The 15,276-nt window shown below is 70.6% G+C and carries 19 protein-coding genes and 1 pseudogene; 7 read left to right on the top strand and 13 right to left on the bottom strand.

Features of this window, described 5'->3' with window-relative positions:
* Positions 1–13 precede the first annotated feature (13 nt).
* Positions 14–685, bottom strand: coding sequence for a Uma2 family endonuclease (locus tag OG858_RS20660; protein ID WP_319067818.1), 672 nt, complete (start codon positions 683–685; stop codon positions 14–16).
* 59 nt (positions 686–744) lie between these two features.
* Positions 745–1,599 (bottom strand): hypothetical protein, encoded by an 855-nt coding sequence (locus tag OG858_RS20655; RefSeq protein ID WP_319067820.1) that lies wholly within the window; start codon positions 1,597–1,599, stop codon positions 745–747.
* 394 nt (positions 1,600–1,993) lie between these two features.
* On the opposite strand from OG858_RS20655, the gene OG858_RS20650 reads away from it, so the two are divergent.
* Positions 1,994–2,575 carry a hypothetical protein gene (locus OG858_RS20650; RefSeq protein ID WP_327748732.1) on the top strand — a complete coding sequence of 194 codons (582 nt, stop codon included), beginning with the start codon at positions 1,994–1,996 and terminating at the stop codon, positions 2,573–2,575.
* On the opposite strand, the gene OG858_RS20645 is transcribed toward OG858_RS20650, so the two are convergent.
* Together OG858_RS20645 and OG858_RS20640 are read right to left on the bottom strand one after the other, a co-directional pair.
* A complete protein-coding gene (locus OG858_RS20645) occupies positions 2,572–2,778 on the bottom strand; it encodes a DUF397 domain-containing protein (RefSeq protein ID WP_086748864.1) in 207 nt (68 codons plus the stop codon). The genes OG858_RS20650 and OG858_RS20645 overlap by 4 nt on opposite strands.
* Entirely contained in the window at positions 2,762–3,601 is an 840-nt protein-coding gene (locus tag OG858_RS20640; RefSeq protein ID WP_328544641.1) for a helix-turn-helix domain-containing protein, read from the bottom strand. Before OG858_RS20640 ends, OG858_RS20645 begins: the two co-directional genes overlap by 17 nt.
* 114 nt (positions 3,602–3,715) lie before the next feature.
* On the opposite strand from OG858_RS20640, the gene OG858_RS20635 reads away from it, so the two are divergent.
* Complete coding sequence (locus OG858_RS20635; RefSeq protein ID WP_319067822.1) at positions 3,716–3,946, top strand: hypothetical protein; 231 nt, start codon at positions 3,716–3,718, stop codon at positions 3,944–3,946.
* Positions 3,943–4,155: a hypothetical protein gene (locus tag OG858_RS20630; RefSeq protein ID WP_319067840.1), complete on the top strand. Its 213-nt coding sequence runs from the start codon at positions 3,943–3,945 to the stop codon at positions 4,153–4,155. Before OG858_RS20635 ends, OG858_RS20630 begins: the two co-directional genes overlap by 4 nt.
* A gap of 102 nt (positions 4,156–4,257) precedes the next feature.
* Here OG858_RS20630 and OG858_RS20625 read toward each other — a convergent pair whose 3' ends face one another.
* The 3 genes from OG858_RS20625 to OG858_RS20615 all read right to left on the bottom strand — a co-directional run bounded on the left by OG858_RS20625 (position 4,258) and on the right by OG858_RS20615 (position 7,186).
* A complete protein-coding gene (locus OG858_RS20625) occupies positions 4,258–4,836 on the bottom strand; it encodes a hypothetical protein (protein ID WP_037688536.1) in 579 nt (192 codons plus the stop codon).
* A gap of 242 nt (positions 4,837–5,078) precedes the next feature.
* A complete protein-coding gene (gene murQ, locus OG858_RS20620) occupies positions 5,079–6,041 on the bottom strand; it encodes an N-acetylmuramic acid 6-phosphate etherase (RefSeq protein WP_327724285.1) in 963 nt (320 codons plus the stop codon).
* A gap of 161 nt (positions 6,042–6,202) precedes the next feature.
* Complete coding sequence (locus OG858_RS20615) at positions 6,203–7,186, bottom strand: MurR/RpiR family transcriptional regulator (RefSeq protein WP_327724284.1); 984 nt, start codon at positions 7,184–7,186, stop codon at positions 6,203–6,205.
* A gap of 88 nt (positions 7,187–7,274) precedes the next feature.
* On the opposite strand from OG858_RS20615, the gene OG858_RS20610 reads away from it, so the two are divergent.
* Together OG858_RS20610 and OG858_RS20605 are read left to right on the top strand one after the other, a co-directional pair.
* The gene (locus OG858_RS20610; protein WP_327726044.1) at positions 7,275–7,754 is read left to right on the top strand and encodes a hypothetical protein; all 480 of its coding nucleotides are present in this window, start codon (positions 7,275–7,277) and stop codon (positions 7,752–7,754) included.
* Complete coding sequence (locus OG858_RS20605; protein ID WP_319058231.1) at positions 7,751–8,023, top strand: DUF4031 domain-containing protein; 273 nt, start codon at positions 7,751–7,753, stop codon at positions 8,021–8,023. Before OG858_RS20610 ends, OG858_RS20605 begins: the two co-directional genes overlap by 4 nt.
* A 119-nt stretch (positions 8,024–8,142) precedes the next feature.
* Here OG858_RS20605 and OG858_RS20600 read toward each other — a convergent pair whose 3' ends face one another.
* The 4 genes from OG858_RS20600 to OG858_RS20585 form a co-directional block, all read right to left on the bottom strand.
* Entirely contained in the window at positions 8,143–9,246 is a 1,104-nt protein-coding gene (locus OG858_RS20600) for a GNAT family N-acetyltransferase (protein ID WP_319067837.1), read from the bottom strand.
* Between the two features lie 29 nt (positions 9,247–9,275).
* Positions 9,276–10,487, bottom strand: a complete 1,212-nt coding sequence (locus tag OG858_RS20595; protein ID WP_319321423.1) for a Cmx/CmrA family chloramphenicol efflux MFS transporter — start codon at positions 10,485–10,487, stop codon at positions 9,276–9,278.
* 155 nt (positions 10,488–10,642) lie between these two features.
* Positions 10,643–11,314 carry an HD domain-containing protein gene (locus OG858_RS20590; RefSeq protein WP_319264052.1) on the bottom strand — a complete coding sequence of 224 codons (672 nt, stop codon included), beginning with the start codon at positions 11,312–11,314 and terminating at the stop codon, positions 10,643–10,645.
* 139 nt (positions 11,315–11,453) lie between these two features.
* A complete protein-coding gene (locus OG858_RS20585) occupies positions 11,454–12,584 on the bottom strand; it encodes an RNA-guided endonuclease InsQ/TnpB family protein (RefSeq protein ID WP_328545254.1) in 1,131 nt (376 codons plus the stop codon).
* 50 nt (positions 12,585–12,634) lie between these two features.
* On the opposite strand from OG858_RS20585, the gene tnpA reads away from it, so the two are divergent.
* Positions 12,635–13,063 (top strand): IS200/IS605 family transposase, encoded by a 429-nt coding sequence (gene tnpA, locus OG858_RS20580; protein WP_086747703.1) that lies wholly within the window; start codon positions 12,635–12,637, stop codon positions 13,061–13,063.
* 43 nt (positions 13,064–13,106) lie between these two features.
* On the opposite strand, the pseudogene OG858_RS20575 reads toward tnpA, so the two are convergent.
* Positions 13,107–13,592, bottom strand: a pseudogene (locus OG858_RS20575) (hypothetical protein); the annotation flags it as partial.
* A gap of 19 nt (positions 13,593–13,611) precedes the next feature.
* Positions 13,612–13,938, bottom strand: a complete 327-nt coding sequence (locus OG858_RS20570) for an SCO4225 family membrane protein (RefSeq protein WP_086753275.1) — start codon at positions 13,936–13,938, stop codon at positions 13,612–13,614.
* Positions 13,939–14,449: 511 nt separating this feature from the next.
* Here OG858_RS20570 and OG858_RS20565 point away from each other — a divergent pair.
* The gene (locus OG858_RS20565) at positions 14,450–15,205 is read left to right on the top strand and encodes a copper homeostasis protein CutC (RefSeq protein WP_327724282.1); all 756 of its coding nucleotides are present in this window, start codon (positions 14,450–14,452) and stop codon (positions 15,203–15,205) included.
* Positions 15,206–15,276: the final 71 nt, after the last annotated feature.

Here is a 15,276-nt window from a genome sequence, read left to right as displayed (position 1 = left end):
ATGGGGGGGCGGGTCAGTCGGCGTAGTCCTTCAGTTCTTCCGTGTCCAGGGTGAAGCCGAGGGGGTCGGGCAGCTCCACCGGGGTTCCCCAGGGGAATGGGGTGATCTGCTGGTAGCTGCCGTCCTTCGGCTCGCTGTACACGACGACGGTCTCCTTGTCGCGATCGACGAGGAGGTAGACGGGGATGTCGACTGCCCCATAGCCGACGGGCTTGTCGATGCGGTCTCGCTGATTGGTGTCGCGGTCGTGTGAGGTGATCTCGACGACCATGAGGACGCCGTTGGAAGCGGACCACTCCCCGTGGCCTTTGAAGTGACCCCGTTGCGCGAGAGCTCCGTCCGTGCGAGCGCGACCTTTGCGGTAGGCCTCGGTCCTGACTCCGCGCTCGTGGTAAAGACGCAGGCCGGGGCGATGATGCAGGCACTGCTCCAGCAGCCACATGAAGATCTCGCTGTGGTTGCCGTCCGGCATGGCCTTGACCTCAAGTTTTCCGTTGATGTACTCAAGCCGGACGGTCTCCGGTGCCCGCCGCTCCAGTTCCTCGAAGTCCTCGACGCTCAGTGGGTCCCTGGTCCGGACTCGCCCGTCGACGAATTCGAGCCGGACGTGCTCCGGTGCCACGCTGGCGAGTTCCTCGAAGTCCTCGACGGGCATCTGCGGACGTTCGGCGGTGCTGGGGGTCATGGCGTCGCCTCCTCCCCTCCATCGTGCCCTGGGGTGATGCCTGCGGACCGTAGGAGCGGTCATGCGGGTGTTCTTTCTCGTGGCTGTTGTGACATCGCCGCACGGATCTGGGCCGCGTGGAGGTGAACTGCGGCGGCGGACAGGGGCGTGTTGGGTTGAGCAGGGGCGCGTTGACCCCGGCAGGCGCTGCACCTGCCGCCCGGCAGGGCCTCCGGGGGGCCCGGGGTGCCGCATTCACCGCACTCCAGCATGCGGAGGGGCGGGCGTACGGGGTCGGGAGTGGGCGCCGGCTCCGGGGGGAGCTTGGTGAGGAGGCGGGTGCGGAGGAGGGCCGCCGGGCTGTGGACCGGGGTGGGGAGGCCGGAGGTCAGGGCCTGGCGGATGGACTCGTCGGTGGCGCCTCGCTCGAACCACGGCAGCAGGAGCGGGGCCAGCGCCGCGCACTCCGCCTGGGAGAGGGAGAGCGCGGGGGCCTCCCGGCCCAGCGCGGCCAGGAGGATGTGGGCGCGGGAGCGAGTGGGGGATCTCTTCGGGTCCTGCCCCTGCCCCTGCTCCTGCCCCTGCTCCTGCGGTACGTCTCCCCGCGTGAAAACCGCCCACCAGTCGTCGTCCCGTGCCGTCCGGGAGAACCACGATCGGGTGATCCAGCGGGAACTGCCCGACTCGGTCTCCACGGCCTCACGGCCCCGACGCAAGTGGCCCGCTTCTTGCAGCCTGTTGAGGGCCGTCCGGAGCGCGCACTGCCCGTAGATGAGGGTCTTGGCCAGCGTCTTCACGGAGATGTCGGCGCCCTCGGAGAGGCGGTCGATGTACGCGGCGATCGCCGCTTCGCGGGGTGGGAGGTCCGCGAAGTCGTGGGCCGTGCGGGGGTGTTGGCCGGGGGCGGTGCGCTTGCCGTAGCCAGGGTTGGCCATGGGGTGGGGGCGCGGAGGGTGCGGGTCCGCGTGCGCGGGCAGGGGGGCAACACTAAGGTTGGCAGTAGCCATGGGGATCGAGGAGCTTTCGATCTCGTAGGTCAAGCCCCCGCAGGTGTTGGTAGCACCTGGCGGGGGCTGTTTCGTCTGCGGGCACGGTATCAGCATCGTCACCGTGCGTGGCAACTCGAACGCGTCAAGTCAACTCGCCGGGTGGGAGGGTGGGTTGAGGCCCACCTCCCATTCCTTGAAAAGAGGGCTCGGAGCTGGGGGCTTGAGCTTCGGGGCGGTAAATCGGTCGCCGGGGTCGCCTCGGTGCTGTTCGATCAATGGGCGTTGCTGAGGGACGGGGGCACTGGTGGGTAAGAGGCATGTGCGGAAGATGCTGCGGAAGATGGAGAGTGGTGAGCCCGTGGAGCTCATCGTCACCATGACGACGATGAAGGGGCTCACCCGACTTGCCTTCATCGCGCAGCAGTTCGGGTACGAGTACGCGGACCTGAACCTGAGCGACAACAGGTTCGCGCTGCGCATCGTGCCCGACCCGAGCCGGGAAGGCCGGGAGCGTGCCGCGCGCAACCGGGAGCGGTATCCCGACGCCGGGAACGAGGGCTCGCTGCCGCCTGTCCCGCCCGACGAGGCCGGACTTCTCAAGCTCCGGATGCTGTTCGACCTCGGCCGCCAGTTCACCGACAAGCAGCGGTTCGCCCTCGCGGGTATCGGCATCACCGGGATGGTCGCGGGCATCGGATACCGGTTCGGGGACGGCACCATCGGCGTCGTCGTCTCCGTCGGCGTCTGGGCCGCGCTCATGGGCCTGGTGTACGTCGGGCTCGTGGCGAGTCGACGTCGCAACGTCAGGTACGCCGCCCAGCTTGAGGCCGCCGGGTTCACACCGATGACTGACCAGATGGGCCGGCTGCGGTATGTGCGGTCGGGCGGACAGCTGCCGGGTCACGGCAACCCGTTCGCCTAGCGCGACTTGAGGTCTTCGACGAACGCGGACCATGCCTCGGCCCGGAACACGAGCTTCGGGCCGAGGGGGGTCTTGGAGTCGCGCACGGGGATGTGGGTGGGGTGGTTGGCGGCTACTTCGAGGCAGTTGCCGCCGCTGCCGTCGCTGTGTGTGGACTTGCGCCAGGCAAGCGAGGGGAGGTGGTACTCAGGGCTGATCTTCATGGGCGTAATCCTCCGCCACCGATTCGATCAAGGCCAGAGATTCGTGGGGCGAGAGCGCAGTGGCCCCCAGCAAATCGTAGGCCAGTTCGTAGCGGGTGACGGTGGCTGGGTCGTCTTCCAGCCTGCCGGTTCCGGGACCTTCGAAGTACACGAGCGGTGGTGCGTCGTCGAAGCCCATCAGCTTGATCGCCCCGCCCATCAGCGTGTGCGCGCCTGCTCTGAACGGCAGCACTTGTGCAATGACCCGGCGCCGGTGGACCAGCGCTGCGACGTGGCGAAGAGCCTCGACCATAACGGTCGGGCTGCCCGTCACCCGGCGTAGTGCCGCCTCGTCAAGTACGACTCTCAGCAGAGGCTTTGTTGGATCGTCGAGGAGCTTGGCCCGCTCCAGCCGTGCCGAGACCAGCTTGTCGATTGCCTCGTCGGGAGCCGTCGGCTGATGCGCGATGCACACAGCCTGTGCGTAAGCGCGGGTCTGGAGCAGCCCTGGGATCAGCATGGGTGCGTACTCCCTGATCCTCGTAGCGACCGCCTCGGCCTCGGCCGCCTGGGCGAAGTGCTCCGGGTACTTGGACTTGGCTGCGGCCTGGCAGTTCCGCAGGAAGAAGTCCCCGGTCTCCAGGGCCACATCGATCAGCCGCGCGATCTCCGGCTGCAGGCGCCGTACCGCCGACTCCAGCTGCCCCACGAACGACCCGCTCACGAACAACTGCTGGCCCAGATCCTCCTGGCTGAGCCCCGCCCTCTCCCGCGCATGGCGAAGCTCCGCGCCCAAAAGCGCTCGGGGTGACGACGACGGGTCCAGATCCTTCGGTCCTGGCATGGCCACAGCTCCCTGTCCAGCAGACCCCCTGTTGGGGCGTCGTATCTGGTCAGGCTAGATGCCCCTCGGACACGCTGTGTGGTGAACCGGAAACCCAGCGTGGAGGAAGCGGACGTGAAGAACAGAGCGGCGGCGAAGGGGCGGAGCACGGTGCGGACGACCGAGGAAGCCGTGGAGCGGCTCGACCGGGCCCTGCGCGGAGTCGGCATCGTGCTGCCCTCGCTTCGGGTCGACCCGGTGACCGGGGCCAGCGAACTGCCTTACCCACTGGTCGAGTTGGGGTGCTGCAACCTCCAGGTCGCCGCCGACCTCGCCGCCGTCCTGCGCAGCGCGGCAAAGACGTGACCGCGTCACAGCGGTCGTACGCCGTGGACGTACGGGACGGGCGGCTCGGCGAGGTGATGGGCCGCGAGGGCGGTTACGTGCAGTTGCGGCCGGTCGGGGGCGGGCGGGAGTGGGACTGTCCGCCGGACACGCTGCGCGAGGCCGCCCCGGGGGAGGTGCTGCGGGCCCGGGTGCGGCAGGTCAACGGGGAAGGGCGGCTGCCGTGTTGAATGCTGGTGCCGTGAAGGTGCACCCTTCCCTCGTGGCACGCCTGGCACGCCTGACGGTGTCCTCCGTGACGACGCTGCCGGCCGGCTAGGTGCGGCGCCCGCTCACAGGTTCCCCATCGGCTCGATGTCCATCCGGACCGGCTCGCCCCAGATGCGCGTCACGTCGTAGTCGGTGAACTCCTGGACCAGCCGGTAGGCGATGGCGGGGCGGGGGCCCCGGCGCTGGGCGGCGAGATACAGCTCGGCCTCGCGGCGGTCGCGGCGAGGGGTGCCGCAGAGCTGCCAGACCTGGCCGTTCCACGCCTCCGGGAGCCAGCGCTCCTGGGCCTGGGGGCGCTCGTCCCGTACGCCGTAGCGGGAGGGGGTCGGGGTGGCGGGGCCGGTGGGCCGGGGAGGGCCGTAGCTGTCGTTGAGCTGGGTGCGGCGGGCGGCGCGGCGGCGGGTCTCGCAGAGGAGGCAGCGGTCGGGGGCCTCCTCGTCGACCGGGCCGTTCGGATGCTCGGCGCAGCGGGTCGTCGGTGCGGCCGCCGTGACCGTCTCGTCCAGCAGCTCCAGGGCTCGTCTGAGGTCCGCCTTCACCTCGTGCAGCCGGGCGTCCGGGGTGTCGGCGTTCAGCGCGTCGCCGTGCTCCCCGAGGAGACGCAGGGCGCGGCCGAGGGCGGTGAGCTGCGCGTGGTTCACGTGCTCGGTCCTTCCCTGGGAGACGTGGGAGACGTGGGAGACGTCGGTGACATGGGTGGTATCAGCGACCCTCACCTGACATCAGCGATCCCCACCACCGTGCCACACACCACTGACACTCCCCGCAGGCCAGGCTCGACCTCGGAGGGGTATGTGTGTTTTCTGGGATGATTGCCGGAAATTCTGCATATCGCGGAGCCCGCGGAGTCTGCTCGGGGGCGCCCCACCTGTCCCGCGGAGTATCAGCCCGTCGTCATCGCCGCCGCCAGGGCCGCCCTCAGATGGCCCTCGTTCGCTGCCAGCAGGCGGGCCGCGGTGGGCGCGTCCACGCCGCTCAGGATGGTGAGAATCGCGTTCTTCACCTGGCCGTTCGCGGCGGTGAGGGCCGTTTCGATCTCGGTGTCCGTCGCGCCCGTGGCGAGGGCGACGATGCGGTGGGAGCGGGCGCGGAGCTTGTCGTTGGTGGCGCGGACGTCGACCATCAGGTTTCCGTAGGTCTTGCCCAGGCGGATCATGCTGATCGTCGAGAGCATGTTGAGGACGAGCTTCTGGGCCGTGCCCGCCTTGAGGCGGGTCGAGCCCGTCACCAGTTCCGGGCCGACGACGATCTCGATGCCGTGGTCGGCCGCCCCGGCGAGCGCGCTGGCCGCGTTGCAGGACAGGCCGACCGTCAGCGCGCCGGCCGCGCGCGCGTGCTCCACCGCGCCCACCGCGTACGGCGTGCGACCGGAGGCGGAGACGCCGACCACCGTGTCGTCGGGCGTCAGCCCGAGCGCGTCGAGGTCCGTCCGGGCCAGCTCAGCCGAGTCCTCCGCCCCCTCGATCGAGGTCACCATGGCCTCCCGGCCGCCCGCGATCAGGCCCATGACCTGCGAGGGTGCCGTGTTGAAGGTCGGCGGACACTCGGACGCGTCCAGTACGCCCAGCCGGCCCGCCGTGCCCGCGCCCGCGTAGATCAGCCGGCCGCCCCGGGCCATCCGCTCCGCGATCGCGTCGATCGCCGCCGCGATCAGCGGCAACTGCGCGGAGACCGCCGTCGGCACGGTAGCGTCCTCGGTGTTCATCAGCTTCGCGATGTCGAGCGTCGGCAGCTGATCGATGTCGGCCAGCTCCGGCCGGAACGCCTCGGTCGTCAGCGACTCCAACTCGGCGCGCACGGAGAGGTGGTGGGGGAGGGCGGAGGCGTTGGAGGAGGAGGGGGGCATGGCGACTCATTCCGTACAGTGCGGTCCGGTCCGGTGCGGCTGTGCCTTCAGGTCGGACGCCGTGGTTGTCCGCGGGTTCGTCGTGGTCGGTCGCGCCCCGCGGTGGAGCCGCGGATGACACAGACCCGCCGCCCCTGCCTGGACGCTCGCTCCCGGACGCGCTACCGCGACGGGCCCCCGGTCCGATGTCGATGCGCCAGTGCCTCGTACGACGCGGACAACGCCGGCGCCGCCGACTCGTACGTCCGTTGCGCCACCCCGATGAACAGGCAGTCCACCACCAGCAGCTGACTCGTCCGGGACGACATCGCCGCCGGGCGCAGCTCGCTCTCCCTGGCCGTGGACGTCGTCAGGACGTGATCGGCGTACTGGGAGACCGGTCCGTCCGGCCGCCCGGTGATCGCGATCGTCGTGGCCCCGTGGTCGAAGGCGGCCCGCAGCGGCTCGATGACGTCGCCCGTCGAGCCGGAGTGGGTGATCGCTATGGCCACGTCCTTCGCGCGCAGCTGCACCGCGTTGGTGACGGCGAGGTGCGGGTCGCTGTGCGCGTGGGCTATCAGCCCTATGCGGAGTAGCTTCTGCGTGAGGTCCTGGGCGACGAGCCCGGACGCCCCGACGCCGTAGATGTCTATGCGGCGGGCCCCGGCGAGCGCACCGACCGCCGCGCCGAGCTGGACCATGTCGAGTCCGGCCGCCGTGTCCGCCAGGGTCTGCTGCTCGTCGTAGGCGAGCTTGGCGACCACGTCGGGGAGCGGGTCGTCGACCGCGATGTCGGCCGTGACCGAGGGTGCGCGGCCCGACTCCTGGTGGGCTGCGAGGCCGGCGAGGGCGAGGCGCAGGTCGCGGTAGCCGGGGTAGCCGAGGAGGCGGGCGGTGCGGACGACCGTCGCCTCGCTGGTGCCGGTGAGCTCGGCGAGGCCGGTGACCGTGAGCGCCGCGCAGCCCGCCGGGTCCCCTGCGACGGCCTCCGCGACCCGCTGCATGGAACGGGTCATGGAAGGGGCCAGCGTCCGCACCTTCGCCGCGAGGGCGGCGGGTGCGGGAGGTGTGGGGGGTGTGGTCGCGGCGCCGCTCCGCCCTCCGGCCGGGCGGCCCGTGGCCTGTCCCTCCACAGGTGCGAAAATTTCCTTCACATCATCGCTCACATCTTGAAAGATATTTTCTGTCCGGCCATATGGTCAAGGGCCGCACAATGGATGCATGAGTTCCAGCAGCGACCCCGTACAGCCCCCCATGGATCCCGTGAGCCCTCTTGAGCAGGCGCTGCACGCGGCCCGCGCCCTCGTGCTCGCCGATCTGGTGGCCGGGAAGGTCGCCGAGGCGGATGTCGTGTCCATGGTCGAGGACTCCGTCGTGCAGCGCCGCTGGTGGGTCGAGCAGTGGCCGGACGGCGTGACATACGTCGGCGGGCTCGTCGCCCAGGACGTCCAGGACGCCCTGCTCGAACGGTACGGCCGCTGGCCGCTCTGCCCGGTCTGCGACGACGGCGACCCGCACGCGCTCGACGTGGAGCCGGAGCTCGGGCCCGATCCGCAGTGGGTGTGCCACAAGGCGGGGGTGCGGGTCGCCGCGGTGGGGGCGCTGGGCTCGGCGTACGGGGCAGCGCACGGAGAGGCCTCCGGGGCAGTGCACGGAGAGGCCACCGGGGACGGGTTCGGAGAGGCCTCCGGCGACGCGTCCGGAGAGGCCTCCGGAGAGGCGCCGTCCTCGTGACCCTCTACATCGACCCGCCCACCTGGCCGGGGCACGGGCACATGTGGTCCCACCTGGTGAGCGACGTGTCCTTCGACGAGCTGCACGCGTTCGCACGGGGGTCGGGCATCCCCGAGCGCGCCTTCGAGCGCGACCACTACGACATCCCGTCCCACCGCTACGAGGAGGTCGTGCGGGCGGGGGCCGTGGAGGTGGGCTCGAAGGAGCTGCTGCGAAGGCTGACGGAGGCGGGGCTGCGCAGGCCCAAGCGGCGGGGGGCTACGGCCTGAGAGGGTGCCGCCGCTCGGCGGGGCCGGTCGACGAGGTGCCCGGCTGTCCCGGGTTCCCCTGCGTCCCCGCACGTCCCGCGTGCGGTCCGCGTCCGGTCCGAGGCTGGGCCCGGCTTGCGTCAGGCGCGCAGACGGAGCTCGTACGCGAACTGTTCCCCGTGCTCCCCGTCACCCCAGTCGTCGCTCACCTTCTCGAATCCGGCCCGCGAAACGACGCCCTGCGAAGGGATGTTGGCCTTCTCGACGACCGCGAACAGCGACCGTACGTCTCCCTGCTCCCGGCCCCGTTCCCGCGCCCAGCCGGCCAGCGCGCCCAGCGCCTCGGTCATGTAGCCGCGCCCGCGCGCCCCCTCGACCAGGTCGTAGCCGACCTCGACGCGGCCCTCCTCGTCCGGGGCGCCGTGGTAGCCGAGCGCGCCGACGGCCAGCCCGTCCTCCTTGCGCACGAGCACGAACATGCCCCACTCCGGCCGGTGCACCCCCGCCTCGTACGCCTGGAACACCAGCCCCGCCCCGACCCGCGTCCCCTCGATCGGGCCGCCCACGATCCAGTCGAAGCCACCGGTGCCGCCCTCGGCCAGGTCGGCCGCGGCCGCCGGGTGGACGCCCTGGAGGACGACGCGCTCGGCGTCGATGTGCAGCGGGTTGCTCCAACGCCACTCCGTGACGGGCGCGCGCCCCGGCAACTCGCCCCGACCGGTGGCCCACAGCAGCGTCGCCCAGGGGTCGTCACCGGGCCTGACGTGCGGGAAGAGGCGCGCGAGGACGGACTCGCACAGCCCGACGGGCGGCACGGACGCGGACGCGGGAAGCCCGAGGCCCTCCGCGATGTCGTACGTGTGCAGCAGCACCTCGGCGACGCCCATCGCCGCGAAGCCCTCGCGGTCGGCCGCGCGGAACGGATACGGGTGGAAGGCGCGGACCGTGCGGGGGGCGGTGCTGACGACGGCGGCGAGGAGGGCGCCGGTCGTCCGGATCACCTCCAGTACGTCGGCGTTCTCCTCGCACTCCGACGTATCGATCTCGAACGGTACCCAGCGGGCCGTCGGCCGCCCCGTCAACTGCCCCGCGTACGCGATCAGGTCCGACGCGATGTGGTCGGCGGTCCCCCGGCAACTCCACTCCAGCCGACCGGCCTTGACGCCCTCCCAGTCCTGGTCGACCACCGTCCCCAGCACCGCGAGGCTGTGTTCGACAGCTTCCTGTACCTGATCCCCACCCATTGGTCGCATGGCGGCGAGGATAGGCGGGGTCAGACGTCCGTACGTACTGCATTTACGACGCTGCCACTGCTCCCGGCCACGCGCCGGGAGGCCCGCGTACGCCGGTCGAGGCGCAGCGACACGGCCGTGGTGCCGATGGCGGCCGCGGTGATGGCGCCGCCCGCCCAGGCCGTGGAGGCGAAGCCGAAGCCCGCGTCGATGACGACGCCGCCGAGCCAGGGGCCACCGGTGTTGCCGAGGTTGAACGCGGCGGTGGTGGTGGCGCCGGCGAGGGTCGGGGCGGCGCCGGCGACGTTGAACAGCCGGGCGTTGAGGGCCGGGGCGGTGTAGAAGCAGGACACCCCGAGGAGGAAGGAGAGGAGGACGGCGGCGACGGCGTACTCGGCGAGCAGCGCGAGGGCGACGAGGAGGACCGTGGAGGCCGTGATACCGCTGAGCAGGACCCCGAAGAGGTGCGCGTCCGCGACCCGTCCCCCGACCGCCGTGCCGATCAGCGCCCCGATCCCGAACAGCGCGAGAACCGACGGCACCCACCCGGCGTCCAGCCCCGCCACATCCGTGAGCAGCGGCGCGAGGTAGCTGAACGCGCAGAAGATGCCGCCGGCGGCCAGCGCGACGACCGTGATGGACAGCCAGACCTGGGGTTCGCGGTAGATCAGGACCTCCTGCCCCAGCCGGGGCCGCTCCTCGGGCCGGGGAATGGCCGGAACGAGTGTGACCACCCCGACGAGCGCGATCGCCGAGGCCACCGCCACCGCCCAGAACGCCGACCGCCACCCGAAGTGCTCCCCGAGGAACGCCCCCGCCGGCACCCCGAGCACGTTCGCGATCGACAACCCGCCGATCATGATGGCCAGCGCCCGTGCCCGCGCGTTCACCGGCACCATCGCGACGGCCACGGCCGCCCCGACCGCCCAGAACCCCGCACAGGCGAGCGCGCTCACGATCCGGGAGGCGAAGAGAACGGCGTAGTTCGGTGCGAGGGCGCCGGCGATCTGCCCGAACCCGAAGATCGTGATCAGTGCGACGAGAGTCGTACGCCGGGGGAGGCGCAGCGTCGCCACCGCCAGCAGCGGCGCCCCGACCACCATCCCGATCGCGAACGCCGAGATCAGCAGCCCCGCCCGTGGAATGGACACCTGCATGTCCTCGGCGATGGGCGGCAGCAGCCCCGAGAGCATGAACTCACTGGTTCCGAGTGCGAAGACGGCGAGGCCGAGGACGTAGACGGACAGGGGTATGCGGAAGCGGGCGTGGTCGGGCGCGGCAGCGGCGGGTGAAGACATATTCATCGGCAACAGGCGGTCATGGGGTCGCATTCCTTCCGTGTCCGTGGGTCCGTGTCCGTGGGTCCGTGTTCGTGGGTCCGGGTCCGTGCGTCCGTGTCCGTGCGGCGTCAGTCCTCCGCCAGTCCGGCCAGCTCCGCCCGCAGGTTCTCCCGGGCCCGTTCCTCCCACTCCCGCTCTCCGTACGGTGTCCTGAACAGCCGTGGCAGATCGATGAGTTGGCGCAGTACGGCCGCCCGGCCCGCCCGGAAGGCGTCGTCGGGCACGAACCCGTACTCCTCCCGTACGGCGGCGGCGTACGCGGCGTACGCGTCCGGCTCGGAGGCCAGGATCGCGAGGTCCGCGTCGCACAGGACCTGTCCGTTCGGGTCGTCGTCGGCCGGGTCGTGGGTGACGGTGAGCCGCACCAGCCGGGCGACCTCCGCCACCTTCGCCCCGGGCACCCCGGCCTCGGTCAGCGCCCGCTCGGCGAGCCGGGCCGACCGCTCCTCGTTCTCCGACCGGTCCGGGGCGTACACGGCGTCGTGGAACCAGGCTGCCAGCCGTACGAGGTCGGCGTCGGCCGCGTGGTCCTCCAGCGTCTCGACGTGGTCCAGGACCGCCGTCAGGTGATCGAGCGTGTGGTACTTCCGCCGCGGCTCGGCCCACCGCTCGATCAGGTTGTCGGCGTACGGGGTCGGCGCCGGGTCACAGGCACCGTCCCGGGCGGAGAGCAGCGCGGGGAGCCACCGGTAGCGCAGGGCTTCCCGGCGGGCGTCGACGGTGTCAGGGTCGGGCGGCATATACGCATTGTGCCGTGTGCCGTGTCCGCGCGAGCTGGGCCGGGCTCAACCGTTCGTCAACTTGACTCGGCCCTGAAGGACCGGGCTTGGAGGTAGTGCCCAGCTGGCTGCTGGGGTGGACTCCTCCGTCCAGACACCCCTATGGGGTGGCAGGGACGCGTGACTCACGCCCCGCATTCCACACGCTCTCGCCACGGGTGGCGATGTTGTGGGATGCGTTCCGGTCGGCGTGGGCAACGACCCCGCACCTCCGGCAGATGAAAAGCCCCTGGTCGACACGGTTTCGCTTGTCGACGTGGCCGCACTCGGCGCACGTCTGCGACGTGTACGCGGGATCGACGAAGACCAGGGGTACCCCGGCCCGCTTGGCCTTGTAGACGATGAAGTCTGCGAGCTGGGCGAAGGCCCAGGAGTGGAGTGCGACCCGTTGGGGCTTGCGGAGCCGTACCCGGTTGCGGATGCCCTTGAGTTCTTCGAGGGACAGGCCGCGTCCGGTGCGTTCAGCCTCGGTCACGATCGTCTTGGAGATGATGTGGTTCTGGTTGGCGGCGTGCCGCGCTTCTTTGCGGGCACGGGCCTTGAGCCGCCGCTTGGCGGACTTGGTGCGCTTCTTCTGGAGCTTGGCGCGCAGGGCAAGCTGTCGCTTGCGGTACCGGTTGAGTCTCCGCCCCGTGGCGAGGTAGCCGGTGGAGGCGGTGGCGATGTTCTCGATGCCGAGGTCCACGCCGATGAAGCCGTCCGGCTCGTAACTCTCGGCCTCGGGCACGTCACAGGTGGCGACGAGGTAGAACACGCCGTCGCGCTGGATCAGGTCGGATTCGCCCTGCCGGTGCGCCTGGAGCGTCTTGAGCGCGTCGGCGGAGCAGGCGAAGCGGATGTTCCTGACTCGGCCGTCCACGGTCCAGACGGACACGGTCCGCTGGTCGTGCTGCCAGCTCAGACACCGGTCGTCATACGGCTGTGCGGCTTCGGGGCGAAAGGTGACCGGCTTGGACTCAGCCCTGCGGCGGCGCTTCGAGCCCTCCTTGCCGAGGTTCCCGGCACGGATGTTGGCCTTGAGCGTGGTGTACGAGTCGCGCACCTTCTTGATGACGTGTTGCGCGGCCTGCGCTCCCAGCCCACGGGCCTTGAGTTCGGCGTAGGTGTGCTTGCGCAGCTCGTACTCACGCGGCACACCGCGCTCGAACGCCACCTGTGACACCCAGTTCGCGGCATCGTTGACCGTGCGCAGGGTGCGCTCAAGCGCGGATGCCTGCACGGCGTCCGGCATGAGTTTGACCTGCGTCACGATCTTCACGAGAGTGATCGTAGCATTGATCTATGTCACCACGCTGGGAGCCAAACCCCGACATCCGCAGGGGCCGTAGCGTCGTCTGCACCCTGCATGCGCACTTGGTCTTCACCCCCAAGTACCGGCGCGGACCGTTCACCGACGAGATCCTTCGGCGCTGCGAAGAGGTCATGCGCGACGTGTGCACCGACTTCGGCGCGGAGCTGCGGGAGTTCAACGGCGAACGCGATCACGTCCACCTGCTCGTGCATTACCCGCCCAAGGTCGCCATCTCCCGGCTCGTCGGCTCCCTCAAGGGCGTCTCCGCCCGGCGCCTGCGGCAGGAGTTCCCCGGCCACATCCGCAAGTACCTGTGGGGTGAGCACTTCTGGTCGCCGTCCTACTTCGCCGCCTCATGCGGGGGCGCCCCGCTCGCCGTCATCAAGGAGTACATCGAGAACCAGAAACGTCCCGACTGAGGCCAACAGTGCAGACCCTGCACCCGTGCACGTCAGAGCAGTGTTAAGAAGCGTTTCCTCCCGGGCGTGAACGCCCGGGGTTCCGCGCTAGATCATGCTGAAGACTGAGCGGGGGTGAGTCCTGTTGCCAGGTCTCGTGCTCGGCCGAACGCCCCGGACGGTGTTGGGCGTTCTGGTTGCCCGCGTTCGTTCCGCGTCCGGCGCGCACGGATCGTGTCCGTGGTCCGGGGATGCGGAGGCGGGTTTCCTCACGCCCAGGGACGCCGGGTCCGGCCTGGACGGTCCGATGCCCCACCGCATCACTCCGGTGCTGTGGGGGCGGTGCCGTCCGTCGCCGGACCGGATGTCCCTGAGCGCGCCTTCCGATCGCCATGGCAGCAGCATCGTGGCGAGTGGTCTGACGAGTCGTGCTGGTGAGCGGCTTCTGCCAGTGCTGGGCGCCCCAGCGGCTGGTGTAGGCCGGGTCGACGTCGATGACCGTGATACGTGTGGCGTCGGCCATCGAGGCCAGCTGGGCGCGGAGTCTGGCGAAAGACGGTCTCGGAGTGTCAGGCGTTGCCCAAGTTGACCTTCTTCGTGGGCCGTTCGACGACCCAGCGGTACGTGGCACCGAGCACGAAGGCCTGGATCACGGCGCCGAGGACGATCCCGAGGAAGGGCAGCCCGCCGGGCAGCGCGACGAACAGGAGCGAGGTCGGCGCGGTGACGAGGAAGAGCCAGACCCCTGCGAAGCCGGCGTCCGCGTGCTCGACGAACAGCGAGTCCACCCCGACCCAGACGCCCACGGCGACCACGAGGGCCAGATAGCCCAGGGCGGCGGGGTTCAACAGGTGACGGCGTAGGCTCCGGGACAGGGAACGAGACGAGGCGGTCATTACTGAACTCCATGGAGACGAAGGGATGTTGACCGTTTTGTTGGTGCTGATGCGCTGAGGTCAACGATGCGTCCCGGAGCGACCGGACGCCTGAGTATCCCTACCTAGGTTCGCCTCCGTGTTCGGACGTGACTTACATGCCCGTCTGCATCACGCCCCCCACGAAGCGGGACCAGACGGCCGGCCTGGAACACCAGCATCCCGACATGCGCTCCGGTGAGGAACATCGCCGCCCCAGTTCCTCCCGCGACATTCCCGCCCGCTCCCGCCGGTGGCGCAGTTCCGCGCCGTACATCGCCGGCGTGGACCGGGACGGGTCGATGGTCTTCGGCTTCGGCGTGGGACAACTCCCTCTCGCACGGCCGGTCTTGTTGAAGAGCGCCCGAACGAGGGTAGATGCGGAGGGTGGTCTTCCGGGTGCTCATCGTGACGTTCACGTCCACCACTCCGGGTTGTTGCTAAATTGGACTAGACCTGTTGTCGTCACGTGAAGCCCGATGGAAGGGGCCCCATGACCACGCGCGCGCTTCTGGAGGTGATCGCCCTCGACGCCGAGGACGCCGTCGCCGCCCAGACCGGAGGTGCCGACCGGCTGGAGCTGGTCGCGGACATGGAGGCCGACGGCCTCACCCCGGCGGTCGCGACGTTCGTGGAGGTGCAGGCCGCCGTGGACATCCCGGTGCGGGTCATGCTGCGGCTCGCCGACGGGTTCGCGGCGGGGGACGTGGACGCGCTGGTGCGGGTGGCGTGCGACCTGCGGGCGGCCGGGGCGGAGGAGTTCGTGCTCGGGTTCCTGGGGGAGGGCGGCGGGTTGGATCTGGACGCCGTGGAGCGCGTGGTCGCCGAGCTGGACGGGCGGTCGTGGACGTTCCACCGGGCGATCGACCGCGCCGCCGACCGGGACGCCCTGCGCAAGCAGCTCGCGGACCTGCCGGGGCTGGACACCTACCTCACGGCGGGCTCGGGCGCCGGTGTCGACGACGGCCTGCCGGTGCTGCTGGCCGAGGCCGCGCGGCGCGGCGACCCCGGCTACACCCAGCGCCTCATGATCGGCGGTGGCCTCCGTCTCGGCCACGTCCCGCGCCTGCGCGCCGCCCGCGTCGACGCCTTCCACATCGGAGGCGCGGCCCGCCCCCAGGGCTGGACCGCGCCGGTCGCCGCCGACGCCGTACAGGAATGGCGTACGGCACTGGACACCCGCCCCGCCCGCCCGGGAACCAGGACCTCGGGCCGGCCGGGCCTAGGCCTGTCCGACAACTCCGTCTGACAACTCCGTCTGACGATTCCCGTCAGTCACCTGTTTCTTGCGAGGAGGCCCCGGCGTTCACGCCGGGGCAA

Source organism: Streptomyces europaeiscabiei (assembly GCF_036346855.1).
GTDB lineage: Bacteria > Actinomycetota > Actinomycetes > Streptomycetales > Streptomycetaceae > Streptomyces > Streptomyces europaeiscabiei.
Note: the sequence above shows the minus strand (reverse complement) of the source record. Positions and strands in the feature narration are given on the sequence as shown.

Excerpts from the sequence above, each read along its gene's own strand:
- murQ (WP_327724285.1), bottom strand. The coding sequence starts at position 6,041 with ATGCCCCCCTCCTCCTCCAACGCCTCCGCCCTCCCCCACCACCTCTCC.
- OG858_RS20600 (WP_319067837.1), bottom strand. The coding sequence starts at position 9,246 with ATGGGTGGGGATCAGGTACAGGAAGCTGTCGAACACAGCCTCGCGGTG.
- tnpA (WP_086747703.1), top strand. The coding sequence starts at position 12,635 with ATGTCACCACGCTGGGAGCCAAACCCCGACATCCGCAGGGGCCGTAGC.
- OG858_RS20565 (WP_327724282.1), top strand. The coding sequence starts at position 14,450 with ATGACCACGCGCGCGCTTCTGGAGGTGATCGCCCTCGACGCCGAGGAC.
- OG858_RS20655 (WP_319067820.1), bottom strand. The coding sequence starts at position 1,599 with ATGGCCAACCCTGGCTACGGCAAGCGCACCGCCCCCGGCCAACACCCC.
- OG858_RS20650 (WP_327748732.1), top strand. The coding sequence starts at position 1,994 with ATGGAGAGTGGTGAGCCCGTGGAGCTCATCGTCACCATGACGACGATG.
- OG858_RS20640 (WP_328544641.1), bottom strand. The coding sequence starts at position 3,601 with ATGCCAGGACCGAAGGATCTGGACCCGTCGTCGTCACCCCGAGCGCTT.
- OG858_RS20585 (WP_328545254.1), bottom strand. The coding sequence starts at position 12,584 with ATGCCGGACGCCGTGCAGGCATCCGCGCTTGAGCGCACCCTGCGCACG.
- OG858_RS20645 (WP_086748864.1), bottom strand. The coding sequence starts at position 2,778 with ATGAAGATCAGCCCTGAGTACCACCTCCCCTCGCTTGCCTGGCGCAAG.
- OG858_RS20590 (WP_319264052.1), bottom strand. The coding sequence starts at position 11,314 with ATGCCGCCCGACCCTGACACCGTCGACGCCCGCCGGGAAGCCCTGCGC.
- OG858_RS20660 (WP_319067818.1), bottom strand. The coding sequence starts at position 685 with ATGACCCCCAGCACCGCCGAACGTCCGCAGATGCCCGTCGAGGACTTC.
- OG858_RS20610 (WP_327726044.1), top strand. The coding sequence starts at position 7,275 with ATGGATCCCGTGAGCCCTCTTGAGCAGGCGCTGCACGCGGCCCGCGCC.
- OG858_RS20570 (WP_086753275.1), bottom strand. The coding sequence starts at position 13,938 with ATGACCGCCTCGTCTCGTTCCCTGTCCCGGAGCCTACGCCGTCACCTG.